This is a genomic window from Neorhizobium sp. S3-V5DH, assembly GCF_004343065.1.
Lineage (GTDB): Bacteria > Pseudomonadota > Alphaproteobacteria > Rhizobiales > Rhizobiaceae > Neorhizobium > Neorhizobium huautlense.
Window position 1 is genome coordinate 14780 of sequence record NZ_SMCL01000018.1, and the last position, 25798, is coordinate 40577.

At 61.1% G+C, this 25798-nt stretch carries 23 protein-coding genes; 16 read left to right on the top strand and 7 right to left on the bottom strand.

What is annotated here, in order from left to right; translation table 11 throughout:
* Positions 1-66: 66 nt before the first annotated feature.
* The gene (locus EDE09_RS20890) at positions 67-993 is read left to right on the top strand and encodes a LysR substrate-binding domain-containing protein (protein WP_105370160.1); all 927 of its coding nucleotides are present in this window, start codon (positions 67-69) and stop codon (positions 991-993) included.
* A gap of 110 nt (positions 994-1103) precedes the next feature.
* Positions 1104-1424 carry a hypothetical protein gene (locus EDE09_RS20895; protein ID WP_105370159.1) on the top strand — a complete coding sequence of 107 codons (321 nt, stop codon included), beginning with the start codon at positions 1104-1106 and terminating at the stop codon, positions 1422-1424.
* A gap of 10 nt (positions 1425-1434) precedes the next feature.
* On the opposite strand, the gene EDE09_RS20900 is transcribed toward EDE09_RS20895, so the two are convergent.
* A complete protein-coding gene (locus EDE09_RS20900) occupies positions 1435-2082 on the bottom strand; it encodes a TetR family transcriptional regulator (RefSeq protein ID WP_105370158.1) in 648 nt (215 codons plus the stop codon).
* 224 nt (positions 2083-2306) lie between these two features.
* Here EDE09_RS20900 and EDE09_RS20905 point away from each other — a divergent pair, with 224 nt between their 5' ends.
* The 5 genes from EDE09_RS20905 (at position 2307) to EDE09_RS20925 (ending at position 7440) form a co-directional block, all read left to right on the top strand.
* Positions 2307-2867, top strand: coding sequence for a TRAP transporter small permease (locus EDE09_RS20905; protein WP_105370157.1), 561 nt, complete (start codon positions 2307-2309; stop codon positions 2865-2867).
* A gap of 11 nt (positions 2868-2878) precedes the next feature.
* Positions 2879-4159, top strand: coding sequence for a TRAP transporter large permease subunit (locus EDE09_RS20910; protein WP_112801235.1), 1281 nt, complete (start codon positions 2879-2881; stop codon positions 4157-4159).
* Between the two features lie 72 nt (positions 4160-4231).
* Positions 4232-5245: a TRAP transporter substrate-binding protein gene (locus tag EDE09_RS20915; protein ID WP_112801237.1), complete on the top strand. Its 1014-nt coding sequence runs from the start codon at positions 4232-4234 to the stop codon at positions 5243-5245.
* 62 nt (positions 5246-5307) lie between these two features.
* Positions 5308-6168 (top strand): shikimate dehydrogenase, encoded by an 861-nt coding sequence (locus EDE09_RS20920; protein WP_112801239.1) that lies wholly within the window; start codon positions 5308-5310, stop codon positions 6166-6168.
* Between the two features lie 123 nt (positions 6169-6291).
* Entirely contained in the window at positions 6292-7440 is a 1149-nt protein-coding gene (locus tag EDE09_RS20925; protein WP_112801241.1) for a M20 family metallopeptidase, read from the top strand.
* Positions 7441-7442: 2 nt separating this feature from the next.
* Here EDE09_RS20925 and EDE09_RS20930 read toward each other — a convergent pair whose 3' ends face one another.
* The 5 genes from EDE09_RS20930 to ytfQ all read right to left on the bottom strand — a co-directional run bounded on the left by EDE09_RS20930 (position 7443) and on the right by ytfQ (position 12798).
* Positions 7443-8186 (bottom strand): FadR/GntR family transcriptional regulator, encoded by a 744-nt coding sequence (locus tag EDE09_RS20930; RefSeq protein WP_105370152.1) that lies wholly within the window; start codon positions 8184-8186, stop codon positions 7443-7445.
* Positions 8187-9173: a galactofuranose ABC transporter, permease protein YjfF gene (yjfF, locus tag EDE09_RS20935; protein ID WP_112801243.1), complete on the bottom strand. Its 987-nt coding sequence runs from the start codon at positions 9171-9173 to the stop codon at positions 8187-8189.
* Positions 9170-10204: an ABC transporter permease gene (locus tag EDE09_RS20940; protein ID WP_162712483.1), complete on the bottom strand. Its 1035-nt coding sequence runs from the start codon at positions 10202-10204 to the stop codon at positions 9170-9172. Before EDE09_RS20940 ends, yjfF begins: the two co-directional genes overlap by 4 nt.
* Entirely contained in the window at positions 10204-11730 is a 1527-nt protein-coding gene (ytfR, locus tag EDE09_RS20945) for a galactofuranose ABC transporter, ATP-binding protein YtfR (protein WP_112801247.1), read from the bottom strand. The genes EDE09_RS20940 and ytfR overlap by 1 nt, the downstream gene beginning before the upstream one ends.
* Positions 11731-11838: 108 nt before the next feature.
* Positions 11839-12798 (bottom strand): galactofuranose ABC transporter, galactofuranose-binding protein YtfQ, encoded by a 960-nt coding sequence (gene ytfQ / locus EDE09_RS20950; RefSeq protein ID WP_105370148.1) that lies wholly within the window; start codon positions 12796-12798, stop codon positions 11839-11841.
* A gap of 324 nt (positions 12799-13122) precedes the next feature.
* On the opposite strand from ytfQ, the gene araD1 reads away from it, so the two are divergent.
* From araD1 to mmsB, 6 genes are all read left to right on the top strand, one after another.
* The gene (araD1, locus tag EDE09_RS20955) at positions 13123-14115 is read left to right on the top strand and encodes an AraD1 family protein (RefSeq protein WP_112801249.1); all 993 of its coding nucleotides are present in this window, start codon (positions 13123-13125) and stop codon (positions 14113-14115) included.
* Between the two features lie 7 nt (positions 14116-14122).
* Positions 14123-15049 carry a Gfo/Idh/MocA family oxidoreductase gene (locus EDE09_RS20960; RefSeq protein WP_112801251.1) on the top strand — a complete coding sequence of 309 codons (927 nt, stop codon included), beginning with the start codon at positions 14123-14125 and terminating at the stop codon, positions 15047-15049.
* A 2-nt stretch (positions 15050-15051) separates the two neighbouring features.
* On the top strand, positions 15052-16896 hold the full coding sequence (locus EDE09_RS20965; RefSeq protein WP_105370145.1) for an IlvD/Edd family dehydratase: 1845 nt from the start codon (positions 15052-15054) through the stop codon (positions 16894-16896).
* A gap of 88 nt (positions 16897-16984) precedes the next feature.
* Positions 16985-18049, top strand: coding sequence for a multiple monosaccharide ABC transporter substrate-binding protein (chvE, locus tag EDE09_RS20970; protein WP_105370144.1), 1065 nt, complete (start codon positions 16985-16987; stop codon positions 18047-18049).
* Between the two features lie 60 nt (positions 18050-18109).
* Positions 18110-19666, top strand: coding sequence for a multiple monosaccharide ABC transporter ATP-binding protein (gene mmsA / locus EDE09_RS20975; protein WP_105370143.1), 1557 nt, complete (start codon positions 18110-18112; stop codon positions 19664-19666).
* A 2-nt stretch (positions 19667-19668) separates the two neighbouring features.
* Complete coding sequence (gene mmsB, locus EDE09_RS20980) at positions 19669-20859, top strand: multiple monosaccharide ABC transporter permease (protein ID WP_105370142.1); 1191 nt, start codon at positions 19669-19671, stop codon at positions 20857-20859.
* Positions 20860-21123: 264 nt separating this feature from the next.
* On the opposite strand, the gene EDE09_RS20985 is transcribed toward mmsB, so the two are convergent.
* A complete protein-coding gene (locus EDE09_RS20985; protein WP_112801253.1) occupies positions 21124-23043 on the bottom strand; it encodes a PhoX family phosphatase in 1920 nt (639 codons plus the stop codon).
* A gap of 400 nt (positions 23044-23443) precedes the next feature.
* Between EDE09_RS20985 and EDE09_RS20990 the strand changes: the two genes are divergently transcribed.
* From EDE09_RS20990 to EDE09_RS21000, 3 genes are all read left to right on the top strand, one after another.
* Positions 23444-23749: a hypothetical protein gene (locus tag EDE09_RS20990; protein ID WP_105370140.1), complete on the top strand. Its 306-nt coding sequence runs from the start codon at positions 23444-23446 to the stop codon at positions 23747-23749.
* Positions 23750-23771: 22 nt separating this feature from the next.
* The gene (locus EDE09_RS20995) at positions 23772-24146 is read left to right on the top strand and encodes a hypothetical protein (RefSeq protein WP_132412775.1); all 375 of its coding nucleotides are present in this window, start codon (positions 23772-23774) and stop codon (positions 24144-24146) included.
* 109 nt (positions 24147-24255) lie between these two features.
* Positions 24256-25749, top strand: coding sequence for a multicopper oxidase domain-containing protein (locus tag EDE09_RS21000; RefSeq protein WP_112801318.1), 1494 nt, complete (start codon positions 24256-24258; stop codon positions 25747-25749).
* Positions 25750-25798 lie beyond the last annotated feature (49 nt).

The window sequence follows — 25798 nt, forward strand, 5'->3', positions numbered from 1 at the left end:
GTCGACATTGGTTTAGGCCGTTGATCTATGCTTGAAAAGCAACGCGATCGATGATCATATGTGCGCATGGTTCACAGCTCGCAGACTTTGCCGCCTCTCGATACTTTGGAAACGTTTGCCCGGGCCGCTCGCCTCGGGTCCTTTTCGGCTGCGGCGGAAGAGGGCGGTGTGACACACGGGGCCGTCTCTCGTCAGGTCGCGCGGCTGGAACGCTGGATGGGGGTCCGGCTTTTCCTGCGTGAAGCGCGGGGCGTGACGCTGACGCCCGAAGGAATCCGGTTTTTGGCCCGCACCGAAGATGCGCTTGGAATCCTGGCCAACATGGACGAGAGATGGCTCCCTCGGCGCAACAGGACAGCGGTGCGGCTTTCGGTGACACCATCCGTCGCATCGCTCTGGTTGTTCCCACGACTGTCCAGGCTGGAGACCGAGGACATTCATCTCGAACTGGTGCTCGAACATCGGCTGGCTGATTTCAGCGAGGGGATCGATCTTGCGATTCGCTGCGGAAAAGGGCCGTGGGCCGGCGTCCGCAGCTTGCCGCTCTGGCAGGAGGAGCTCTACCCGATCGCGGCACCCATGCTGGCGGAACGACTAGGCCCGCATCCCGACGCCAAGTCCCTGCTCGATTATCCGATCCTGCATGATTCCAACATCGAAGCCTGGCGGCGCTGGCTGGCGGCCGAAGGTTTGGACTACGTGCCGCGTGGGCATGACCGGCGCTTCGAGGACTATAACCTCGTGGTCGATGCCTGCTCGCACGGCCTGGGTATTGCGCTCGCCCGTCCACCGCTCGCCGATGCGGCACTTGCCAGCGGCAGGATCGTGCGGGTTTCGGAAAGGACGATCGAACATCACGTCGCCTTTCATCTTATCCGATCAAACGATGCGTTGCGCGGGGCGGCGGCACAATTTGCCCACCGGTTTTTATCCGAGGCAGGGCACGACGAGGCAGCAATCGCCGCCTTCCTGTCGCCGGGGCGGGGGCGGTGACGGGCATGACAGTCTTCTCGAATGGAAGCTCCATTTTTCGTAAGGAATAGCAGGTTGTCTCTTCCTAGCGCTGTTCTACTTCCTCCGGCAGACGAAGCCGAGGAGCATCCATGGATACCAAAGCAACGATCGCACGAATCTGGCGGGGCCGAACGCTGGCCGAAGTGGCCGATGAATATGAGGCTTATCTGCGGGAGGCAGGCATTCCGCCGCTTGAGAAAACGGCTCTTGCCGTGCAGCTCTTTCGGGATGACATCGGCGCGGAAACCGAATTCATCACCACCTCCTACTGGCCCGATTTTGAATCCATGGCAGCGTTTACGGGTGGCGATCCCGACAAGGTGCATCACCTCGACCGCGATCCCGAATTCCTCATCGCGCTGCCCGAGAGAGTAGCAATCACCAGGATCCTCATCGATCGAAAAAACTAAGTGAGGGCGCTCACGCGGCTCCGGACTGGAGATAGCTGATCACCGCGTCGGCGATCATCCCCTTATGGCGCTGCATTGTCTCCGGTTCGGAGAGATCGCGACGGAAGATCGTGCCGAAGGTGTATCGGTTCGAGACCCGGAAAAAGCAGAAGGCGCTTATCAGCATGTGCACGTCCATCGGATCGGCTCTTCTCGTGAAGACGCCGTCGGCTATGCCGCGGTCGAGGATTGCTGCGATCGTCTCGATGATGGAAACGTTCAGGTCACGGATGGCATCGGAACGCAGCATGTGGGCCGCGTGATGTATGTTTTCGATACTGACCAGGCGCACGAAGTCCGGATTGGTTTCGTCGTGTTCGAACGTGGTGAAGATCAGCGTTCGCAACGCCTGTTCCGGCGGTAGATTGGAAAGCTGCAGATCGGCTTCCAATGTACGGATCTTGCGGTAGGCGCGTTCCAGAACGGAAAGATAAAGGCCTTCCTTGCTGCCGAAATAATAGTAGATCATCCGCTTCGAGGTGCGGGTCTTTTCCGCAATCGCATCGACCCTGCCGCCGGCAAGGCCGTTGGTGGAAAACTCTTCCGTCGCGACCTCCAGAATATCCTCCTGCGTGCGCTGCGGATCGTTCTTCCTGGTGTTTTGGCGTTTCGCTGCCATCCCCAACCCGCCTTCTTAAATTTACGCATCTTTTCCAAAGTCATAGCGATCCGTACCGGCAATTTCAACAGATCATGCTTGACATACTCACTAGTTAGTACATTTTATCATCCAATCAGCGGTCCTGAGGAGGGGGCGCTGGTGAGAGCTTCCTGTCAGGTGCAAAGTGGTGACGTTCCACGCGTCACCTTGGCAATTGGGCGGCGAAGCTTCGGGAGGACTGAATGACACGAATTATCGACTGGTATTTCCTTGCCTTGAAGGTGATCATCGCGCTGCTGCTGGCGGCCATGGTGGTGCTTGTCTTCGGCAATGTGGTGCTGCGTTACGCCTTCAACCAGGGCATTACCGCTTCCGAAGAGCTGTCGCGCGTTTTCTTCGTCTGGCTGACCTTCCTTGGTGCAGTCGTCGCAATGCGTGAGCACGGGCATCTCGGCGTGGATTCGCTCCTGAAGCGCCTGCCGCCCGCATCCGCGAAGATCGCAGTACTTCTCGGCCAGGGGCTGATGCTAGCCGCCACATGGCTGATGGTGAGCGGGAGCTGGACCCAGACGCTTATAAACCTTCCGGCCAGCATGCCGGCCACGGGCATTTCCATGGGCTGGTTCTACGGAGCCGGGCTTGCCTTCGGTGTCCCGACCTTCCTCATCATTCTTTATGACGCCTTCCAGGTAGCGACGGGGCGCATCGATCTCGCGACGGCCCATCTGGTCCGTGACAGCGAGGAGGAGATCGCGCTCGATAGCCACCCGGAAGCGGCCGTTGCCGGCGTTAACAAGGTCTGAGGAGAGCCGCCATGACACTGACCATCTTCCTCGGCGCACTTCTCGGCCCAATGGCACTCGGCGTGCCGATCGCGTTCGCGCTCATTCTCAGCGGCGTCGCGCTGATGATGTATATGGACATTTTCGACGCGCAGATCGTCGCTCAGAACGTGCTGAACGGTGCGGACAGTTTCCCCCTGATGGCAGTGCCCTTCTTCCTGCTTGCCGGCGAGATCATGAATACCGGCGGTCTCTCGAAGCGCATCGTCAACCTCGCCATGGCGATGGTCGGCCATATTCGCGGCGGTCTCGGCTTCGTTGCAATCTTTGCCGCCTGCATTCTGTCGAGCCTTTCCGGCTCGGCGGTGGCGGATGCCGCAGCGCTCGGCGCGCTGCTCTTTCCGATGATGATCAAGTCCGGTCATGATCCGGCCCGCACCGGCGGTCTCCTGGCTTCAGCCTCGGTCATCGGTCCGATCATTCCTCCCTCTATCGGTTTCATCCTCTATGGCGTTATCGGCGGCGTTTCGATCACCAAGCTTTTCCTCGCCGGCATCGTGCCGGGCCTCATGATTGCCGGGGCCCTTTGCATTACCTGGCTGATCGTTGCGCGCAGGGAACAGTTCGAGCTTCCGCAAAGACAGAGCCGGCAAGTTCGCATTGAGGCTTTCCTGGAAAGCATCTGGGCGCTGATGCTGCCGGTCATCATCATCGTCGGGCTGAAATTCGGCGTCTTTACGCCGACCGAAGCTGGCGTGGTGGCAGCCGTTTATTCGCTCTTCGTGTCGATGGTCGTCTATCGCGAACTGGCGCCCTCACAGCTCTTTTCCGTCTTCGTCGCGGCCGGAAAAATCACGGCGGTGGTCATGTTCCTGGTTGCCTGTGCGGCAGTCTCCGCCTGGCTTATCACGGTCGCCGACGTGCCGGGCAGTCTCGTTGCGCTCATCGAACCTCTGATGGACAACCAGACGCTTCTGCTTCTGGCGATCATGGTGCTGATCGTCGTCGTCGGCACGGCGATGGACATGACGCCCACCATCCTCGTCATGACCCCCGTGCTGATGCCGATCATCAAGCAGGCCGGCATCGATCCTGTTTACTTCGGCGTGCTGTTCATCATCAACAATTCGATCGGGCTGATCACGCCGCCGGTCGGCACCGTGCTCAACGTCATCTGCGGCGTGTCCAAGCTGTCGATGGAAGACCTCATGAAGGGCGTGATGCCGTTCATGATCGCCGAGCTGATCGTCCTTTTCCTTCTCGTCCTCTTTCCGCAGCTGGTGACCGTGCCGGTCGCTTGGTTCGCGCGGTGAGACCGAGGGGTGCCTTTTTAAAATGCATGTCAACCGGCCGTGGGGAACCCGGCCATTCTCTGGGAGGAAACTATGTTCGACACGATGAAGAAACTGGCGCTGGGGATCGCGCTGCCGGCGTTGTTGTTTGCCGGTACGGCGTCCGCCGAAATCGGCGCGCATACGCTCAAATTCGCAGCCGCCAACAACAAGGGCCATCCGCAGGTCACCGGGATGGAGAAGTTTGCCGAGATCGTCAAGGAAAAGAGCGGCGGCAAGATCGAGGTGAAGCTGTTCCCGGGCGGCGTCCTCGGCGGCGACGTCCAGACCGTCTCGGCGCTCCAGGGGGGCGTGGTGGAAATGCTGGTGCTGAACGCCGGCATTCTGGCAAGCAACGTCAAGGCATTCGGCGCCGTCGACCTGCCGTTCCTCTTCAACAGCGGCGAAGAAGCCGACAAGGTGATGGACGGCGCATTCGGCAAGAGCCTCGCCGACAAGCTGCCGGCGACCGGTCTGGTCGGACTTGCCTACTGGGAACTCGGTTTCCGCAACCTGACCAATGAACGCCGGCCGGTCACCAAGCTCGAAGACATCAAGGGCCTGAAGATCCGCACTCTGCAGTCGCCGATCCCGATCGAGATGTTCAACAGCCTGGGCGCCAACGCCGTGCCGCTGCCTTATACCGAACTCTATACGGCACTCGAAACCGGCACGGTCGACGGCCAGGAAAATCCGGCCGCCAACATCATCAACGCCAAGTTCTACGAAGTCCAGAAATACATGACGCTCACCCGTCACCAGTACAATCCGCAGATCGTGCTGATCAGCAAGAAGTTCTGGGACAACCTGAATGACGAGGAGAAGGCGGTCCTCCAGTCGGCAGCGACCGAGGCACGCGACTTCCAGCGTAAGGTCTCGCGCGAGGCGGATGCGAAGGCCGTCGCCGAGATCAAGGAGAAAGGCATGCAGGTCGATGAGCTCAGCGCGGCCGAAACCCAGAAGCTGCGTGATGCCGTGAAGCCGCTGATCGACAAGTTCAGCGCCGACATCGGTGCTGACACCGTCTCGCTGCTCTTCAGGGAACTCGAAGCCGTACGCAAGAAGTGACCGTTCCATCGGCCCGTCTTCACCGGGCGGGCCGATCCATCCAGGCATACAAGGCATAAACCATGGCCGAGACATTGCTGAAACCGTTGAAGGCCGCGCTGATCGGCGCCGGCATCCAGGCCTCGCTGACGCCCGCCATGCACATGGTGGAAGGCGCTGCGCAGGGCATCCGCTACGACTACGAGCTCATCGATCTGAATCAGATCGGCCGAACGCCGGAGAGCCTTCCGGACCTGCTTCGCGATGCCGAGGCGAGGGGGCTGATCGGACTGAATATCACCCATCCCTGCAAGCAGCTCGTCATTCCTTATCTCGATGAGCTGTCCGAAGAGGCGAGGGCACTGGGAGCGGTCAACACCGTCGTGCTGAAGGACGGAAAGCGCTTTGGCCATAACACCGACTGGTGGGGATTTGCCGAGAGTTTCAAGCGTGGTCTGCCGGATGCAGATTTGCAGGCGGCGGTTCAGCTTGGTGCCGGTGGCGCCGGTGTTGCCACCGCTTACGCCATTCTTTCCCTCGGCCTGAAGACGCTTACGGTTGTCGACCGAGAGCCGGAGAGGGCAGAGCAGCTGGCGGAAAGCATGTCGGTACTCTTTCCGGATACGACGATTTCGGCTTCGAGCGATGTCGCTTCCGCAATGGAGACGACGTCGGGCCTCATTCACGCGACTCCGACCGGCATGGCGAAATATCCGGGCATGCCGCTGCCGCCGGAGCTGCTGAAGCCGCATCATTGGGTTGCGGAGATCGTTTATTTTCCGCTGGAGACGACGCTCCTGAAGAAGGCTAGAGAGCGTGGATGCAAGGTTCTCAATGGTGGGGGAATGGCCGTCTTTCAGGCGGTGGGCGCCTTCCGGCTATTTACCGGGCACGAGCCCGATGTAGGCCGGATGATACGGCATTTCGAGACTATGACTGCTTGATTGTCCGTATCGGCAGCGCCGAGCGGATTTAACTCTGGTGATCCTTGGGCGGCTAATTATAGTGGGCCGGCCGCGCTTTTGCGGCCTCGCATTGCCCGCCATGCTTTCCCAGGTAGTTCTTCCATGACACTTGCCATTTCCGCCAAAGACATCGACGACCTTGCGCTGATCGAAGAGTTGAAGCGCTGGGTCGAAATGGAAACGCCGACGTCCAACGCGAGCGCCGTCAATCGTCTTGCAGATCGTGTCGAGGTTTTGAGCAGGCTGGCGGGTTTGGAAGTGGAGCGGCTGGCAGGCACCCTCGGCTTCGGCGATATCCTGGCTGTCCGTTCTCCGCGTCCGGCCGGCAGCAATGAAAAGACCCTGCTCGTCCTTGCCCACCTGGATACGGTACATGCGGAGGGTGTCATCGCCAAGCAGCTGCCATTGCGGCAGGAGGGCGACAGACTCTACGGCCCCGGCATCTATGACATGAAGTCCGGTGCCCTGATGGCGTTCGAAGCCATGAAGCTTGCCGTCAAGCAGGGAAACCACATGCCGATCGACCTGATCTTCGTGCCGGACGAAGAGACGGGCAGCCTGTCCTCGCGTGCCTTTATGGAGGAGGCCGCGCGGAGAGCCGGATATTCGCTCGTTGTGGAACCGGCGCGCGACGGCGGCAAGATCGTCGTCGCCCGCAAGGGCGTCGCCATGTACGACATCACCGTGAATGGACGCGCGGCTCATGCGGGGGTGAGGCCGCAGGAGGGCCGGAGCGCCATCCGCGCCGCTGCCCGTCTGGTGCTCGAGCTGGATGCGCTCAACGATGCGGAACGCGGCGTGACGGTCACCGTCGGAACGATCCACGGCGGGACGGGACGCAATACCGTTCCTGCAGAATGCCGGCTGCAGGTCGATGTCCGTGTCCCCAACGATGCCGTAGGCAGGGAGGTGACGGGCAGGATCGAGGCGGTGCGGCCGGTCGATCCCGACATCACCTTCGAAATCGTCGGGCAGATGAACCGGCCGCCCTTCGCGCAATCGGAAGAGGGGCGGAGATTGTTCGATGTCGCGGCCGATATTGCCGGCAATCTCGGTATCAAGCTTGAAGGCATGGCGACCGGCGGCGGGTCGGATGGCAATTTTACAGCAGCCCTAGGCGTGCCGACACTCGACGGCCTCGGCGCGGATGGCGCCGGTGCTCACACATTCGAAGAGCATATCTTCTTGAGCAGCATTGCTCCGCGCACCGCGCTGCTCGCCAATTTGATGCTTTCACTCCGGGCAAGATGAGCTCAGGCCGGCAGGGGCACCTCGAAGGAGTTGCGGATACGGCTCTTGCCGACCTCGATGACGTGACGCATGGCGGCAATGGCTTTCTGAGGATCGCGCGATGCTATCGCATGGGCGATCTTCAAATGATTATCGGCCACCTCGTCGATCATTTCGGGAGAAGCGGCCGGTGAGGAGAGCTGGAACGATATGGCCAGCGCTGCCTCGATCAGCGCGCTTGCCGAGCGCATGAACGGATTGCCGGACATCCGGGCGATTGCGAGATGGAATTCCAGATCCACGTTGGCGATCGTTTCCGGCGTGTGCGAGAGATCATCGAACTTGGCGGCGATCGCATAGAGCGCGATAATGTCGTCGCTGGAAGCACGCAAGGAAGCAGCAGCTGCCGCGGCTGGTTCGAGCGCCATGCGCATTTCCGCCAGGTGCTCGATGAACTCGTAGTCCAGCCCCGACTCGAAGCGCCAGCCGAGAACGTCAGGATCGAAGAAGTTCCAGCTTGCCTTGTCGAGGACGCGGGTTCCGACCTTTGCTTTCGCTTCGACAAGCCGTTTGGCCGCCAGCGTCTTCATGGCTTCCCGAAGTACGGTGCGGGACACCCCGAAGCGCGCCGAAAGTTCTGCATCGCCCGGTAGCAGCGAGCCTTCCGGTATCTTCCCGGACACGATTCCGCGGCCCAGCTCCGCTACCACATGCGCGTGGTTGCTGCGGCGCTTTCGACCACTGATCGTCGTTTCCAGAAGACCCAATTAAACCTCCCTAAGCCGTCCCTCGGCCAATCGCCTGTTCGAATACCAGATGATCCCGCGCTGCAATACAATGAAGATGAAGAGCAGAATGCCAATGACGATCTTGGTCCACCAGGAAGACAGCGTGCCGTCGAAGACGATGTAGGTCTGGATCAGGCCCTGGATCAGGATTCCGACGAATGTCCCTGCAACAAGACCGACGCCGCCCGTTAACAGCGTGCCACCGATAACGACCGCCGCGATCGCATCCAGCTCGACGCCGACGGTCGCCAGCGAATAGCCCGAAGACGTGTAGAGCGTATAGGCGATGCCGGAAAGGCCGGAGAGAAAGCCCGAAAGGGCATAGATACCGATGGTCGTCGGTCCGACCGCCACCCCCATCAGTTCCGCAGATTGTTCGCTGCCGCCGATCGCATAGACATTGGCGCCAAAGCGGGTCCGGCCGGCAACGAAGGCGCCGACGACAAACACCAGCAGCATCAGCATGGCGAGCGCCGTCAGCCTGCCTCCGCCCGGAAATCGGAAATAGAAGCCCTGGATCGTATCGATGACCTCGTGCGAAATCGGTACCGACTCCGTCGAGATGAGGTAGGCCGCGCCGCGGGCAAGAAACATTCCCGCAAGGGTGACGACGAAGGGCGGGATGCCGAGATAGCGGATCATCGCTCCCATTAAGCTGCCGAACAGCGTTGAGATCACCAGCACTACGGTAAAGGCGGCGAGCGGATGGACTCCCAGCGATCCGACCAGCACGGCGACGAAGACACTGGTGAATGCAATAACCGAACCGATGGACAGGTCTATGCCGCCCGAAAGTATGACGAATGTCATCCCGACCGCCGCAATGCCGAGGAAGGCATTGTCGGTCAGGAGATTGCCGATCACCCGGGTCGACAGCATGTTCGGGAACTGCAGGATGCAGAGCGCGTAGGCGATGACGAAGATGCCGAGCGTGGTGACGAAGGGCAGGTTGCGGGTATGGATCATCGCGCTGCTCCCTCCACTTTGCTGGCTGCCGTTTCCGGCCGGGTCTTCGCCGCTTTCACGAAGCCGAGCAGGTTCATGATCGCCGGAGATTGGAGTGTCAGCACGACGATGATGATGCCCGCCTTGATGATGAGGTTGAATTCCGGCGGGAAGCCCGAAACCAGGATGCCGGTATTGATCGACTGGATGATCAGCGCGCCGATCAACGAAGCGGTGATCGAGAACCGGCCGCCATTGAGCGATGTTCCGCCGATGACGACTGCCAGAATTGCATCCAGCTCCAGCCAGAGACCGGCATTGTTGGCGTCGGCGCCGCGGATGTCGGCGGTCACGATCAGGCCGGCTACGGCTGCGCAGATACCGGATATGGCATAGACGAAGAACAGCAGGAACCGCGCCCGTACGCCGGCAAGGGTCGCGGCGCGCCGGTTGATGCCGGTCGCTTCGATCAGGAAGCCCAGGGCAGAGCGCCTGACGAGCACGCCGATCAGAAGCGCCGCCAGGATCCAGATCAGGATCGGAACCGGGATGCCGGCCAGCGAACCGGAGCCCAGGGCAGAAAAGCCGTCATTGTTGAAGGTGAGAATGACGCCCTCGGTGATCAGCTGCGCAATGCCGCGCCCGGCCACCATCAGGATCAGGGTGGCAATGATCGGCTGAATGTCGAGGAGTGCGACGAGGACGCCATTCCACAAGCCGCACACCAGGCCGACGCAGAGCGATGTGAGGATCACCACCGAGAGCGGATAGTCCTTGCTGATGAGGGTTGCAGCAACGGCGCCGCAAATGGCGATCACCGCGCCGATCGAAAGGTCGATGCCTCGGGTCGCGATCACCAGTGTCATGCCGATCGTCAGCAGTGCTACCGGGGCGGCACGCACCAGAATGTCGATCAGGCTGCCGTAGAGGCGGCCGTTCTGGAAGGAGATCGTCAGAAAGCCGGGGGCGATCGCCGTGATCAGCGCGAGAATGATCGCCAGCGCGACCATCTGCGGGGCGAGGCGGCGCAGGCGGCGGGTGAGACGGTTCATCACGCGGCCTCCGTACGGGCGGAGGTGGCGATTGCCTGCATGATATTGTCGGCCGTCAAGGCGTCGCCGGACAGTTCCGCCACATGCCGCCGGTCGGAAAGCACGATGACCCGGTGGGCGACCGCCGTCAGTTCCTCAAGTTCCGACGAGATCACCACCAGGGACATGCCCTCCGAACACAGGCGTTCTATCATCTTGAGGATTTCCGCATGCGCGCCGATATCGATGCCGCGTGTCGGTTCGTCGAGGATCAGCAGGCGCGGCTCGGTCGCCAGCCAGCGGGCGAGGATCGCCTTCTGCTGGTTGCCGCCGGACAGGAATTTGATCGGCCGGTTGGCATCCGGCGGGCGGATATCGAGGGATTTGATGAAGCTTTCGGCCAGAGCGTGCTTTTCACGCGAGGAGATCGGCTTTGACCAGCCTTGCCGGGCCTGCAGCGCCAGAGCGATATTATCGGCAACCGAGAAGTCGCCGATGATGCCATCGGTCTTGCGTTCCTCGGGGCAGAAGCCGAAGCCGTTGACGATCGCCGCCTCGGGGGAAGTCAAGGAAACCGGCCGGCCGTCTATCGTCGCAGTGCCGCTGTCGGCCCGATCGATGCCGAAGAGCAAGAACGCGGTCTCGGTCCGCCCGGAGCCGAGGAGGCCCGCAATGCCGACCACTTCGCCGGGGCGAATATCAAGGTCGAAGGGCGCCACGCTGCCGCGCTTGCCATAATTTGCGAAGCGTATGGGCGCCTCGGCGGTTGCCGCAACCGTCTCGTCCTGGGCCTGATGTTCGCGGGTGATGTGCTGCAATTCGCGGCCGAGCATCATCGAGATAAGTTCCAGCTGCGGCAGTTCCGAAAGTTTTCGCGTGCCAACCAACCGCCCGTTGCGCAAAACCGTGACGCGGTCGGCAATCGCATAGACCTGGTTCAGGAAATGGGTGATGATGATGATGCCGAGGCCTTCTTCGCGGAGCCGGCGCAGCACCGAAAACAGCATCTCGACCTCATGGGAATCGAGGCTGGCGGTCGGTTCGTCGAGAACCAGGACCTTGCCGGACAGATCCACTGCACGGGCGATCGCGACGATCTGGCGGACGGCCACCGAATAGGAGGAGAGCAGGGCGTCGACATCGATGTCCAGGCCATAGCGGGCAAGCAGCGCCTTCGAACGCCGGCGCATTTCGCGGCGGTCGATCAGACCGAAGCGGTGCGGCTGGCGCCCCAGAAAGAGGTTTTCGGCTACCGTCAGGTTTTCCAGCAGATTGACTTCCTGGTAAACCGTACCGATGCCGAGTGCCTGAGCCTCAGCCACGTTTGCCGGGGTCACGTCGCTTCCGTCAAGTTGCATGGTTCCGCGGTCACGGCTGTAGACCCCGGTCAAAATCTTGATCAGCGTCGATTTGCCGGCGCCGTTTTCGCCGAGCAGCGCGTGGATTTCGCCCCGGTTCAGGGAGAAGTCGACGCCGTCGAGCGCCGTGATGCCGAGAAAGGCCTTGCCTATGCCTCGGGCTTCCAGAAGAGAATTGGAATCTGACATGCCGATAATTCCCGCACGTATCAAAGAACCGGAGCGGTATGGGGGCTCCGCTCCGGTTTCAGTTAGCGCCCGGCCCAGAATGAAGAGCAGGCCGGGCAGCGGGAGGACTTAGTAGCCGAGACCCTTCTTGGCCTCATAGACCTTCATTGGATCATCCTTGGCCGTATAGAGCTTGGATTCCGTCTGGATCCACTTCGGCGGCTCTTTCTTGTTCTTCAGATAGGCTTCGAGCGCATCGAATGCAGGGCCGGCCATGTTCGGCGTCAATTCCACCGTCGCGTTGGCTTCGCCCTTGGCCATTGCCTGGAAGATATCCGGCACGGCATCGATCGAGACGATCTTGATGTCGGTGCCGGGCTTCAGGCCGGCTTCCTTGATAGCCTGGATGGCGCCGACGGCCATGTCGTCGTTGTGGGCATAGACGGCGCAGATACCCTTGCCGCCGCCTTCGGCCTTGATGAAGCTTTCCATGACTTCCTTACCCTTGGTGCGGGTAAAGTCGCCGGTCTGCGAGCGGACGATCTTGATATTGCTCTTGCCGGCAATCGCTTGATCAAAACCTTTCTTGCGGTTGATGGCGGGCGAGGAGCCAGTCGTGCCCTGAAGCTCAACAACCTTGCAATCCTTGGAGCCGACTTCCTTGACCAGCCACTCGCCGGCGACCTTGCCTTCGAAGACGGTGTCGGACGTAACAGCGGTCAGGTAGAGGTCCTTCGGCGCATCGATCTCACGATCGAGCAGGATGACCGGGATTTTCTCTTCCTTGGCTTCCTTCAGGACTGCGTCCCAGCCGGTCGCCACGACCGGTGCCACGAAGATGGCGTCAACGCCCTGGGCGATGAAGCCGCGGATGGCCTTGATCTGGTTTTCCTGCTTCTGCTGCGCATCGGCAAATTTCAGATTCACGCCACGTTTTTGCGCTTCCTGCTTGGTAACGGTGGTTTCAGCCGCACGCCAGCCCGATTCGGAGCCGATCTGCGAGAAGCCAACGGTGAGTGATTGTGCGGATACGCCTGAAGCAAGTGCCAGGCCGAATGCGACGGTAACCGCCGCGAGTGCTCTTTTCATCTATAATCCTCCCAGAGATGAAGCAAACTGACGGAGCCGAGGATGAGCATATAATATTACTTTTTCAAGAGGCATTTTTGATGAAGTTGCGGGAAACTTCAGTTCGAGCACCTGTGCTTGTTTTTTAACGCATTGATATATATAAAGAATCTGTATGTGGAAAAATTTCCATGGCGTCTGAAGGGCTGCCCAATCGTTCTTGACAAGCGGGCGATCAATCCAATAGTCGTATTTATGACTGCATCGGATCCGAAGGTTCTGGTGGGAGGCGCATGGTGGCAGGAGACGCCATGCAGAATATGAAATCATTGGGTAACGGAATCGATGTTGCGCGTTCTTCAGGTTAAAGATGGCAGCGGCAAGCTGCAGGTCGTCGCATGGGATGGAGAAGGGGCTGCACGTATAGTGCAGGGCGTTTCTTCGACATATGAGCTCGCTCAGCAGGCAATTGCCGCCGGCCAGACGCTGGCGCAGCGCATCGATGCCGCGGGCCTGGGCGATGCCGTGGATGTTCAAAAGGCTGCCGAGGAGGGCCGTCTTGCTCTGCCGATCACGCATCCGGATCCCGGCCATTTCGTCGTAGCCGGGACGGGGCTCACCCATCTCGGTTCCGCGGACGGCCGCGACAAGATGCACAAGGCCGCTCAGTCCTCGGAAAAGCCCACCGATTCCATGCGCATGTTCCTCATGGGTGTCGAGGGCGGCAAGCCTGATCTGGGGCAGATCGGCGCGCAGCCGGAATGGTTCTACAAGGGCAATGGCTCGCAGTTGCGCGCAACCGGCGAAAATCTCGTTTCGCCCGCCTTCGCGCTCGATGGCGGCGAAGAGCCGGAGCTTGCCGGCATCTATCTGATCGGACCGGACGGTACGCCCTTCCGCATCGGCTTCTGCCTTGCCAACGAATTTTCCGACCATGTGACCGAAAAAGGCAACTATCTCTGGCTTGCCCACTCGAAGCTTCGGCAGGCCTCGCTGGGCGCTGAGCTTCTTGTCGGCGATCTGCCCGATCATGTAGAGGGCACGTCGCGGGTGCGTCGCGGCGATCAGGTGATCTTCGAGAAGCCCTTCCTTTCCGGGGAGGCGAACATGTCTCATACGATCGCCAATCTCGAGCATCACAATTTCAAATATGAGCTGTTCCGCGAACCGGGCGATCTGCATGTCCACTTCTTCGGTACGGCTACGCTTTCCTTCTCGGAAGGGGTCAAGACGGAGCCAGGTGACGTGTTCGAGATCGCTGCGGCTCCCTTCAAGCTGCCGCTCGTCAACCGCCTGACGGTTGCCGCCGACAAGCCGGTTACGATCAAGAAGCTCTGAGGGTCCCATGGCTTCTATTCGTCTTGCCATCGTCGGTCTCGGAAAAATCGCAAGAGATCAGCATCTCGGCGCGATCAAGGCGACCGACGGCATCGAGCTTGTAGCCGTCGCAAGCCGCCATGCCCAGCTCGACGGCGTCGCCTGTTTCCACGAAATCGGCGATCTGCTTGCATCGGGCGTGGAAGTTGACGCCGTTTCTCTCTGTACGCCGCCGCAAGGCCGCTTCGAGCAGGCCAAGGCGGCGCTCGACGCCGGCAAGCACGTGATGCTCGAAAAGCCGCCGGGCGCGACGCTGTCCGAGGTCTACGCCTTGGAGGCACTCGCAAGGGCGAAAGGGTTGACGCTGTTTTCGACCTGGCATTCGCGCGCCGCTGCCGCAGTCGAGCCGGCACGCGCGCTGCTCGCCAAGCGAAAGATCCGCAGCGTGGCTGTGGAGTGGAAGGAAGACGTCCGTCACTGGCATCCGGGTCAAGCCTGGATTTGGGAGCCGGGCGGTCTCGGGGTATTCGATCCGGGCATCAATGCATTGTCGATCGTCACTCAAATCATGCCGGAAAAATTCCACCTCACCCGGTCCGAGCTGACCTTCCCGGCCAACCGCGCGGCACCGATCGCCGCCAGCCTTGCATTCGAGACCGATAGCGGGCTTCCGGTGGCGGCGGAATTCGACTGGCGGCAGACTGGCCCACAGACATGGGATATCCGGGTTGAGACCGACGAGGGCCCGGTCGTTTTGACGCATGGCGGCAGCCGGCTTTTTGTCGATGGTCAAAACGCGATTCTCGAAGAGGACCGCGAGTACCGTAACCTTTATCGTGATTTCGTAGCATTGGTGGCTGCCGGCCGGAGCGATGCCGACTTTTCGCCGCTGGTGCATGTCGCCGATGCCTTCATGCTGGGCCGGCGCATTCAAACAGATGCATTCGAGGACTGATTATGAGCAATTCAGAGAACGCTCCATCCAATGAGATCGCCGAAACCGAGCACCGCCGCCAGGAGGTGAAGAAGCTCCGCTCGCGCGCCTGGTTCGACAACCCGGCGAATGTCGACATGACGGCGCTTTATCTTGAGCGCTACATGAATTTCGGCCTCAGCCAGGCAGAACTTCAGTCGGATCGGCCGATCATCGGTATCGCGCAGACCGGCTCCGACCTCTCTCCGTGCAACCGCCATCACCTCGAGCTTGCTCATCGCTTGCGCGAAGGCATCCGGGAGGCCGGCGGCATCGCGATCGAATTCCCGGTTCATCCGATCCAGGAGACCGGCAAGCGTCCGACAGCAGGTCTCGACCGTAACCTGGCCTATCTCGGCCTCGTCGAGGTGCTCTACGGTTATCCGCTCGATGGCGTCGTCCTCACCATCGGTTGCGACAAGACGACCCCGGCCTGTCTCATGGCCGCCGCCACGGTCAACATTCCCGCGATCGCTCTGTCGGTCGGACCAATGCTGAACGGATGGTTCCGCGGCGAGCGCACCGGTTCGGGCACGATCGTCTGGAAAGCCCGCGAGCTGCTCGCAAAGGGCGAGATCGATTATGCAGGCTTCGTCAAGCTGGTCGCGTCGTCGGCGCCGTCTACCGGTTACTGCAACACCATGGGCACGGCAACGACGATGAATTCGCTGGCCGAGGCGCTGGGCATGCAGCTGCCGGGTTCGGCGGCCATCCCGGCACCTTACCGCGACCGCCAGGAGGTTTCCTATCTGACCGGCCTTCGCATCGTCGAGATGGTGAAGGAAGATCTGAAGCCTTCCGATATCCTGACCAAGGAAGCCTTCATCAACGCGATCCGCGTCAATTCCGCGATCGGCGGCTCCACCAATGCCCCGATCCATCTGAATGCGCTCGCCCGCCATATCGGCGTCGAACTCACCGTCGACGACTGGCAGACCTATGGTGAAGAGGTGCCGCTGCTGGTCAACCTCCAGCCGGCCGGCGAATATCTCGGCGAAGATTATTACCACGCGGGCGGCGTGCCGGCGGTCGTCAACCAGCTCATGGAACAGGGCCTCATTCACGAGGACGCTATGACCGTGAACGGCAAGACGATCGGCGAGAACTGCCGCGGCGCCATTATCGAGGATGCCAAGGTTATCCGCCGCTACGAAGAGCCGCTCAAGGAGCGGGCCGGCTTCCGCGTGCTGCGCGGCAATCTCTTCTCGTCCGCGATCATGAAGACCAGCGTCATTTCGCCGGAATTCCGCGAACGTTATCTGTCGAACCCGGCCGACCCGGAGGCATTCGAGGGCCGGGCCGTGGTATTCGACGGACCGGAGGATTATCACCACCGGATCGACGATCCGTCGCTGGAGATCGACGAGCATACCGTCCTCTTCATGCGCGGCGCCGGTCCGATCGGTTATCCTGGAGCGGCGGAAGTCGTGAACATGCGCGCGCCCGATTACCTCCTGAAGAAGGGTATTTCGTCGCTCGCCTGCATCGGCGACGGACGTCAGTCCGGCACGTCGGGCAGCCCGTCCATCCTTAATGCTTCGCCGGAAGCGGCGGCGGGTGGCGGCCTTGCGCTGCTGCGGACCGGTGACCGCGTGCGCATCGATCTCGGACGGGGCACGGCCAACATCCTGATCTCTGACGAAGAATTAACCGAACGCCGTAAGGCTTTGGAAGCAAACGGTGGTTACCACTATCCGAAGCATCAGACCCCCTGGCAGGAAATCCAGCGAGGCATCGTGGGTCAGATGGAAACCGGCGCGGTTCTTGAACCGGCCGTCAAATACCAGCGGATCGCCCAGACAGCCGGGCTGCCGCGCGATAACCACTGATCGGTAACGATCCCCAGGGGCGGCGGGGGGCCGCCCTAACCTTAGCTACGGCGGCTCAAGGGGAGCCGACCTCAAGGAGGAGTACTACATGAGCATCTTGAAATATATGACCACGGCCGCCATGCTGGCGGGCCTGGCCTTTGCTGCGCCTGCCGCAGCTCAGGAAAAGGGTCTCGTCGGCGTCGCTATGCCGACCAAGTCTTCGGCGCGCTGGATCGCCGACGGCGACAACATGGTGAAGGTTCTCAAGGAGCGCGGCTATCAGGTCGATCTGCAGTATGCGGAAGACGACGTTCCGAACCAGCTTTCCCAGATCGAGAACATGATCACCAAAGGTGCCAAGGTTCTCGTCGTTGCGTCGATCGACGGCACGACGCTTTCTGACGTTCTGCAGCAGGCTGCCGACCAGAAGATCAAGGTCATCGCTTATGACCGCCTGATCCGTGACACGCCGAACGTCGACTACTACGCCACCTTCGACAACTTCCAGGTCGGCGTGCAGCAGGCGACGTCGCTCGTGAAGGGCCTGAAGGCCGACACCGAAAAGGGTCCGTTCAACATCGAACTCTTCGGCGGTTCTCCGGACGATAACAACGCCTACTTCTTCTACAACGGCGCGATGAGCGTGCTTCAGCCACTGATCGACAAGGGTACGCTGGTCGTCGGCAGCGGCCAGACCGGCATGGACCAGGTTGCGACCCTTCGTTGGGATGGCGCGACGGCACAGGCTCGCATGGACGCAATCCTGTCGTCCACCTATTCCGACAAGAAGCTGAACGGCGTTCTGTCTCCCTATGACGGCATCTCCATCGGCATCCTGTCTTCCCTGAAGGGTGTCGGTTACGGCAGCGGCGACATGCCGATGCCGATCGTAACCGGCCAGGACGCGGAAGTTCCGTCGGTCAAGTCGATCCTTGCTGGCGAGCAGTATTCCACCATCTTCAAGGATACCCGCGAACTTGCTAAAGTGACTGTCGACATGGTGGATGCGGTCATGAGCGGCAAGGAGCCCCAGGTGAATGACACGAAGACCTACGACAACGGCAAGAAGGTCGTTCCGTCCTACCTGCTGAAGCCGGTTATCGTCGACAAGACCAACTGGAAAGAAATCCTGATCGGCAGCGGTTACTACACCGAAGCTCAGGTCAAGTAATCTCATCGACCCGCGCAGCGGAGCAATCCGCTGCGCGGGCTTTCTTATTGCGGAGTGATCATGCTCGATCCCGTCTCTCTTCCCGAAAAGCCGCCGATCCTCGAGATGCGGGGCATTTCGAAGAGCTTTGGCGCCGTCAAGGCGCTTTCCGATGTCAGCTTCACCGTCAAGGAAGGCGAGATCCATGCGCTCGTCGGCGAAAACGGAGCCGGTAAATCAACGTTGATGAAGGTGCTTTCGGGAGTCTATCCGCATGGCTCCTACGAAGGTTCGATCCTCTTCGATGGGGAGGAGCGGCACTTCCGCGACATCAACGATTCCGAAAAGCTCGGCATCATCATCATTCACCAGGAGCTTGCCCTCATTCCGCTGATGTCGATTGCCGAGAATATCTTTCTCGCCAAGGCGCCATCCAAATACGGCGTGATCGACCGCGACGAGCGCTACAGGCTCACCAAGCAGCTCCTGGCCAAGGTCGGGCTCACCGAAGCGCCGGAAACACTCATCACCAATCTTGGCGTCGGCAAGCAGCAGCTGGTCGAAATTGCCAAGGCGCTGTCGAAGGAAGTGCGCCTGCTGATCCTGGACGAGCCGACTGCGTCGCTCAACGAAACCGACAGCGCAGCACTTCTCGAACTGCTCAAGGAATTCCGCCGCAACGGCATCACCTCGATCATGATCAGCCACAAGCTGAACGAGATCACAGAGGTCGCTGACCGCATCACCGTTCTGCGCGACGGCCGGACCGTCGGCACGCTCGACTGCCACGAAGGCACCGTCGACGAGGATGAGATCGTCCGCCGAATGGTCGACCGCGACCTCGAAAGCCGTTATCCGGCCCGCACCCCCAAGATCGGCGAGGTCATCTTCGAAGTCGAAAACTGGTCCGTCTATCATCCGCTGCACGCAAGCCGGCAGGTTGTCAAGAATGTATCCATGAAGGTCCGCGCCGGCGAGGTCGTCGGTATTTCGGGCCTCATGGGCGCCGGCCGCACCGAATTCGCCATGAGCGTCTTCGGCCGCACTTACGGCCGCGACATCACGGGCACGGTGAAGATCCACGGCAAGGAAGTCGATACGTCGGACGTGCATCGCGCCATCAAGGCGGGTCTCGCCTATGTGACCGAAGACCGCAAGCACCTGGGGCTCATTCTGGCGGAAGACATCCGCAAGAACATCTCGCTTGCGCATCTCGGCGGCGTCTCGAACCGCGGGGTCATCGACGACATCCAGGAAATGAAGGTGGCCCAGGAGTTCCGCACCCGGATGCGGATCCGCAGCCATACCGTTTACCAGGAAACCGGCAAGCTCTCCGGCGGCAACCAGCAGAAGGTGGTGCTGTCGAAATGGCTGTTCACCGGGCCCGACATCCTGATCCTGGATGAGCCAACGCGTGGCATTGATGTCGGCGCAAAGTACGAAATCTATTCCATCATCAACGAACTTGCGGATGCCGGAAAAGCCGTCATCGTGATCTCGTCCGAAATGCCAGAACTGATCGGCACCTGTGATAGAATCATGGTGATGCATGAGGGTGAGTTCGTCGGCGAAGTGGCCGGCGAGCAGGCAACGCAGGAAAATATCATGCGCGCCATCATGCGTCGCAAAGGGAGATAATCATGACCACCCCGCAGGAAGCAATCACCGCTCCCAAGCTGGCAACGAGTTTCTGGAAAGATAACCTGCGCGACTATGGGATGCTGATCTCGCTGGTCGTGATCGTCATCTTCTTCCAGTTCGCGACCGGTGGCATTCTCCTCAAGCCGCTCAACGTAACCAATATCGTCCTGCAAAACAGCTATATCGTCATCATGGCGCTTGGTATGCTGATGGTGATCGTGACGGGCCATATCGACCTCTCGGTCGGCTCGGTTGCCGGCTTCATCGGCGGCCTGGCCGGGCTTCTGATGGTCCGGTGGGGCTTTGATTTCGCGAGCTCGATCGTGATCTGCCTCGTGGTCGGCGGGCTCATCGGCGCCATTCAAGGCTACTTTGTCGCCTATTTCAAGATACCGTCCTTCATCGTGACGCTGGCGGGCATGCTTGTCTTCCGCGGCTTCATGATCGCCATTCTCGGCAGCCAGGCTATCGGTCCGTTCCCGCCGATCTTTCAGAAGCTGTCGTCCGGCTATGTCGTCGAGCTCATCTCCTCCGATGGCGGCGTCTACCTGACCTCGTTCATTCTCGGCCTGCTGCTTGCCGCAGCGCTCGTCTGGCAGAACTTCCGCAGCCGCGCCCGCCGCATCTCGCACGGCGTGGAGAGCGAACCGATGGGCTTCTTCATCGGCAAGAACATCGTGGTTCTGGCCGCGATCGGCTATGTCGCTTATCTGATCTCGTCGCACCGCGGCATGCCGAACGTGCTGATCATCATGGCGGTGCTGGTCGCGGCCTACGGCTTCTTCACCAACCGCACCATCATCGGGCGGCAGATCTACGCGGTCGGCGGCAACGCCCGCGCTGCCGAACTCTCCGGCATCAAGACCACGCGCCTCGTCTTCTGGACATTCGTCAACATGGGCGTTCTGGCAGCGCTCGGCGGCCTCGTCGTCGCGGCCCGCCTCAACAGTGCAACCCCGAAGGCCGGCTCCGGCTTCGAGCTTGACGTCATCGCTGCCTGCTTCATCGGCGGTGCCTCGGCCTATGGCGGCGTCGGCAAGGTGACGGGTGCCGTCATCGGCGCATTCCTGATGGGCGTGATGAACAACGGCATGTCGATCCTCGGCATCGGCATCGACTACCAGCAGGTCATCAAGGGGCTGGTGCTTCTCGGTGCCGTCTGCGTAGACGTCTATAACCAGCGCCGTTGAGAGCCTGACACAGGCATCGGCAATCAAAAAAACGCCCGGAAGCGGCTGCCGCTTCCGGGCGTTTTTGCATTGATCTGCGCCGGAGAGGGCGGCGTGACCGGGCGGATCAGTGTCCCGCGATAACAAGTTTCAAATGACGGAAGATGAGATTCAGCGGCATAGCGAGGTATCGCCTACGCACTCCCTGGCCAGGGCAACGCCATCGCAGCCCGTGTTGGGGGCGCTGACGTCAGCGCCCCCAAACCGTTTCGTGGCATCTAGCGGCTATCCAACGAGCGCATTGTCGTCGCGCTTGATTGCGACCACGGTCGAGCGTGGCAGTTTGCCTTCGCCATCCGGGAAGGGAGCATCGGGATGCTGAATGCCGACGAAGTGGGTGCGCTTGTCGGCCGACCAGGTCTGGCCGGTGACTTCCGCGCCCTTGGGCGCGGTCAGGAAACGCTCGATGCGGCCGGTGACCGGATCGCCGGCGAGCATCTGGTTGTTGCCCTGACCGAGGAATTCGCCCTCATTGGTGTCCTCGCCGTCGGTCTGGATCCACAAGAGACCGGTCGAGTCGAACATCATGCCATCAGGCGAGTTGAACATGTTGCCGGAGTTGATGTTGGACGAACCGGCATAGGGGCCTTCCTTGTGCACGTCCGGATTGCCGGCCATGACGAACAGGTCCCACTTGAACTTGCCGTCGGCATGGTCGTCGTTTTCCGGATACCAGCGCACGATCTGGCCGTACTCGTTCTTCTCGCGCGGATTGGCCGCGTTGAGCGCCATGACGTCGCCGCCGGCGTTCGACTTCATCTTGCCGTCCTTGCTCACGGCGCGGTTCGAATTGTTGGTCAGCGCGCAATAGGCCTCGATGGCGACCGGGTTGACGGCGACCCATTCCGGACGGTCCATCGTCGTGGCGCCGACCTTGGAGGCGGCCTGGCGGGTGAAGACGCAGATCTCGTCCATCTTCATGCCGGTCGATTCCGGCGTCAGCGCGACCCATTCGCCCGTACCGTCGTCGGAGAACTTGGCGACGAAGAGCGTGCCTTCGTCGAGCAGCTTCGAGGTGTCGCCGCCCGGTACGTAGATGCCGTTGGAGACGAACTTGTAGAGGAATTCGCCACGCTCGTCGTCGCCCATGTAGACGACCACACGGCCGTCGCGTGCGACCACGGCGGCGGCGTTCTCATGCTTGATGCGGCCGAGCGCCGTGCGCTTGACCGGGGTCGAGGAGGCGTCCGACGGATCGATCTCGACGATATAGCCGGCGCGGCGGGGTTCGTTCGGGTTCTTGGCGACGTCGAAGCGTTCGTCGAACTTCTCGTAGGCATAACGCGTCTCGGCGACGATGCCGTAGCGCTTGTAGTCATCGGGCAGCTTGAAGGCGGCGTCGGTCGTGCCGAAATAGCCGTTGAAGTTCTCTTCGCAGGTGAGGTAGGTGCCCCACGGCGTGCGGCCGGCGCCGCAATTGTTGAAGGTCCCAAGACAGTCGGTGCCGTTCGGGTCGGCTGCGGTCTTGATGAGATCCGAGCCGGCGGCCGGGCCGGAGAGCTTCATCGGCGTGTTGTGATGGATGCGACGGTTGAACGGGCTGTCGAGCACGATCTCCCAGCCATTTTCCCCTTCGGCCACTTCCATGACGGTGACGCCCTGCATGTTCTGCAGGATGCGCACTTCATCGAGATTGGCCGGAGTGCCCTTTTCGCGATGCGGCAGGTTGATTTCGGGGTTCACATATTCGTGGTTGACGGCGATCAGCTGGTGGTCGCCGACGACGAAGAGTTCCATGCCGTCGGTGTTTTCACCAAACACCTTATCGGAGTTTTTGAGGCTCACACCCTTCACAGGGTCAACGTCCGGCACGCCCTTAAACAGCGGCTGCCCCCACTTGGCGAGCGGCTTCCAGCTGTAACCTTCGGGTACATGGATCGTATTGTCGGTGAAGACGGGGATCGGCTTGAACGCGAAGCGGCCGGCCGAGGCTGCCTGCTGTGCCTGGGCAGAGGTGGACGACATCAGGTTGCCGAGCGTGCCCATCGCAGCCGCGGCGGAGCCGATGGCAAGGACACCGCCGAGGAAGCCGCGCCGCGAAAGGGCACTTTCCACCACGCGGTCGAATTCGGTCTCGGCCGGCGGCGGATTGTGCAGTTCGTCCCACTCGTCCCAAGACAGTTTGCTGGTGTCGACGTCAGTCATGGTGGTTCTCCATCGTTGCTTTCGGAACAATCGCAACAAGCGGCGTACTTCCGGAATAATACATCTGGATGACGAGCGGCCGTTATTCGCGTTCAGGTCGAAATCTGTCCCGTGGAAAGCCAACGCATGCCTTTTGTAGCGGGGGCGCCGGGCGCCGGTCCTGGTGTCGTGCACGGAGCTCGGCGCCGGCTGCGCCCATTGGTTCGACGCCGCCGACATGCCGATCATGATGCTGCTTTTGAGGGGATACGCCACTTCGAATGGCTACATCCAGGGCTGTGGTAACTCTTGTCCGGCGGGCTCCGGCATTGTTGACTTGAATCAAGGAATGCGCGGTCGGAAGGGTCCAAAGTAGTCGGGTCGTGATGGCTGCGCGAACAGCCCCATCGGAGGATCTACAATGGTGAACACGATCCTGCACCCTGGTTCCGAGGCGTCTCCGGCAGTGTCCGCGCATGTCTCCGTTCCAGTCCTTGCCGCCACACTTGCCTCCTTCGCTACCATCTCGTTTCTGCTGTGCATGCTGCTCGGCTTCGTCGCTCCGGAATGGGGTCTGCACCGGACTTGGCTGCAGTTCTATCTGGGACTGACCGGCTTCGATCTGCAGAGCCTGGCGCTGGGCGTTGTTCAGAGTATCGTCTTCGGGGGCTATGCGGGAGCGTTGATCGGCACTATCTTCAACGCCATCAGCCGTCGCTTCGGCTGATCAGGGGAACGGAGCCGCACGCATGGCAGCCGATCGCCGCAGGTTCGCATGGATGAACGCAGTGCTGACCGTGCTGGTCGGGCTTGCGCTTCTCTTCGCGCCGACGGCAGGCGTGCAGGCGATGCGGTGCCATGAACATTCCGTTCACGAGCACTCCGGCTTCGAACGCTCCTCGATCCAGGAGGCCGTCCACGCCTCGGTCAAGGGCGGCCTTCACATTCCCGACCACAAGAGCTGCTGCGCCGTTCCATGCGGCTTCTGTGTCGTCCTGACGAATATGGACAGGCCGGAGGCGCCGGCAGCCATTGGCTCCTTCCTCCGTTTTGCATGGCGCGACCAGACCGGTCACGGTCTGGCGCTTCCGCCGACGCTTGGTCCCCCCCGTTTTCCGGTCTGAGGATTCCGGAAGCCGCTCCGTTGCGGCATCCGGCCATTTCGACGGGCTTCCTCACGGGTGCCCAAGACCAATGATCGGCGCAGCCGATCCGGAAACAGGACCAATTGCAATGAACCGCCGTGATTTTCTTAACGGTCTGATGGTCGGCGCAGCAGCGCTTGGCACATCGGCCGCCCTCCGTCCCGTCCGCGCCTTTTCGCAGGACGCAAGATCCACATCTGCACAGGGAGCGCCTCGCAGCCTCTCCGTCGGATACAGGACCATAGACGTCAGGGGCAAGTCTGCCCGAGTCTTCGGCCTCGTCCAGCCAGACAGCAGTTCGGGGCTGACGCTGGATGCCGGAACGGAATTCGATGTCGCGCTGTCGAGCGCTATCGACCAGCCCACTCTGATCCACTGGCACGGTCTGACGCCGCCCTGGGCGGCCGACGGCGTACCCGACAACCCGGCCGCACTCCTGAAGCCGTCCGAGACCCGCCGCTACATCTTCCCGGTCGGCGCGGGTGGCACGCATTGGATGCATGCCCATACGCTGCAGGAGCAGAACCTCCTCGCTGCACCGCTGATCGTGCGGACTGCCGAAGATCGCGCCCGCGACGAGCAGGAGGTCGTGATCCTGCTCCATGACTTCTCGTTCAAATCCCCGGAGGAACTGCTTGAAGGGCTGAAGGGTGTGAGCGCCGGGCATGGCATGCGGTCTGGCCATCAGGGCATGATGCAGACAATGAAGACTATGCAGGGGCATCAGATGCCGATGACGGGCATGTCGACGATGGGCATGCCGATGGCGGCCACGTCGGCGATGGACCTCAACGACATCGAATATGACGCCTATCTCGCCAACGACCGGACGCTCGACGATCCCGATGTCGTAAGGGTCGAGAAAGGCGGCCAGGTTCGTTTGCGCATCATCAACGGCGCCACGGCGACTGCCTTCACCATCGACACGGGCAGCCTTTCCGCGGAATTGGTCGCCGTCGACGGGCAGGGCGTGCAGCCGGTCACGGGGACGTCTTTCCCTGTCTCCATGGGTCAGCGTCTCGATATCCGCATCAGCATTCCGAAGAACGGCGGTGCGTTTCCCGTCCTCGCGTTGCGCGAGGGAGCCGTGGAACGGACGGGCATCATCCTTGCCACCGCGGGTGCGGATATTCGCAGGATCGCCGTTGATGGCGAGGCGAGGGGGCCGGTCCTCGGGCTCGATCTCGAACAGCGGCTGCATCCCGTCATCCCGCTGGCAGCCCGCGCGGCGGACCGCCGCTTCGAACTTTCGTTGACGGGCGACATGGCAGCCTACACCTGGGGAATCGATGGCGCGGACGGTCTTGTCGTGAAGCGCGGCGAGCGGATCGAAGTGGTGATCAGCAATACCTCGATGATGGCGCATCCGATGCACCTGCACGGCCACCATTTCCAGGTACGCGCCGTCAATGGAGCGCCGGTCGCAGGAGCCGTCAGGGATACCGTGCTGCTGCCGCCGATGGCGAGCGTCGTCCTGGCATTCGACGCCGACAATCCCGGCCGCTGGCCGCTTCACTGCCATCACCTCTACCACATGGCGACGGGCATGATGGCTTACGTGACCTATGACGGCATCGGTTGACGCGGTTGATGACTGCGAAGCCCTTCCCGAAACAAATCGACGAGACATT

What these genes read in the sequence shown, in the direction of transcription:
- EDE09_RS20890 (WP_105370160.1), top strand. Translation starts at nt 67, where the DNA reads ATGGTTCACAGCTCGCAGACTTTGCCGCCTCTCGATACTTTGGAAACG.
- EDE09_RS20895 (WP_105370159.1), top strand. Translation starts at nt 1,104, where the DNA reads ATGGATACCAAAGCAACGATCGCACGAATCTGGCGGGGCCGAACGCTG.
- EDE09_RS20900 (WP_105370158.1), bottom strand. Translation starts at nt 2,082, where the DNA reads ATGGCAGCGAAACGCCAAAACACCAGGAAGAACGATCCGCAGCGCACG.
- EDE09_RS20905 (WP_105370157.1), top strand. Translation starts at nt 2,307, where the DNA reads ATGACACGAATTATCGACTGGTATTTCCTTGCCTTGAAGGTGATCATC.
- EDE09_RS20910 (WP_112801235.1), top strand. Translation starts at nt 2,879, where the DNA reads ATGACACTGACCATCTTCCTCGGCGCACTTCTCGGCCCAATGGCACTC.
- EDE09_RS20915 (WP_112801237.1), top strand. Translation starts at nt 4,232, where the DNA reads ATGTTCGACACGATGAAGAAACTGGCGCTGGGGATCGCGCTGCCGGCG.
- EDE09_RS20920 (WP_112801239.1), top strand. Translation starts at nt 5,308, where the DNA reads ATGGCCGAGACATTGCTGAAACCGTTGAAGGCCGCGCTGATCGGCGCC.
- EDE09_RS20925 (WP_112801241.1), top strand. Translation starts at nt 6,292, where the DNA reads ATGACACTTGCCATTTCCGCCAAAGACATCGACGACCTTGCGCTGATC.
- yjfF (WP_112801243.1), bottom strand. Translation starts at nt 9,173, where the DNA reads ATGATCCATACCCGCAACCTGCCCTTCGTCACCACGCTCGGCATCTTC.
- EDE09_RS20940 (WP_162712483.1), bottom strand. Translation starts at nt 10,204, where the DNA reads ATGAACCGTCTCACCCGCCGCCTGCGCCGCCTCGCCCCGCAGATGGTC.
- ytfR (WP_112801247.1), bottom strand. Translation starts at nt 11,730, where the DNA reads ATGTCAGATTCCAATTCTCTTCTGGAAGCCCGAGGCATAGGCAAGGCC.
- ytfQ (WP_105370148.1), bottom strand. Translation starts at nt 12,798, where the DNA reads ATGAAAAGAGCACTCGCGGCGGTTACCGTCGCATTCGGCCTGGCACTT.
- araD1 (WP_112801249.1), top strand. Translation starts at nt 13,123, where the DNA reads ATGTTGCGCGTTCTTCAGGTTAAAGATGGCAGCGGCAAGCTGCAGGTC.
- EDE09_RS20960 (WP_112801251.1), top strand. Translation starts at nt 14,123, where the DNA reads ATGGCTTCTATTCGTCTTGCCATCGTCGGTCTCGGAAAAATCGCAAGA.
- EDE09_RS20965 (WP_105370145.1), top strand. Translation starts at nt 15,052, where the DNA reads ATGAGCAATTCAGAGAACGCTCCATCCAATGAGATCGCCGAAACCGAG.
- chvE (WP_105370144.1), top strand. Translation starts at nt 16,985, where the DNA reads ATGAGCATCTTGAAATATATGACCACGGCCGCCATGCTGGCGGGCCTG.
- mmsA (WP_105370143.1), top strand. Translation starts at nt 18,110, where the DNA reads ATGCTCGATCCCGTCTCTCTTCCCGAAAAGCCGCCGATCCTCGAGATG.
- mmsB (WP_105370142.1), top strand. Translation starts at nt 19,669, where the DNA reads ATGACCACCCCGCAGGAAGCAATCACCGCTCCCAAGCTGGCAACGAGT.
- EDE09_RS20985 (WP_112801253.1), bottom strand. Translation starts at nt 23,043, where the DNA reads ATGACTGACGTCGACACCAGCAAACTGTCTTGGGACGAGTGGGACGAA.
- EDE09_RS20990 (WP_105370140.1), top strand. Translation starts at nt 23,444, where the DNA reads ATGGTGAACACGATCCTGCACCCTGGTTCCGAGGCGTCTCCGGCAGTG.
- EDE09_RS20995 (WP_132412775.1), top strand. Translation starts at nt 23,772, where the DNA reads ATGGCAGCCGATCGCCGCAGGTTCGCATGGATGAACGCAGTGCTGACC.
- EDE09_RS21000 (WP_112801318.1), top strand. Translation starts at nt 24,256, where the DNA reads ATGAACCGCCGTGATTTTCTTAACGGTCTGATGGTCGGCGCAGCAGCG.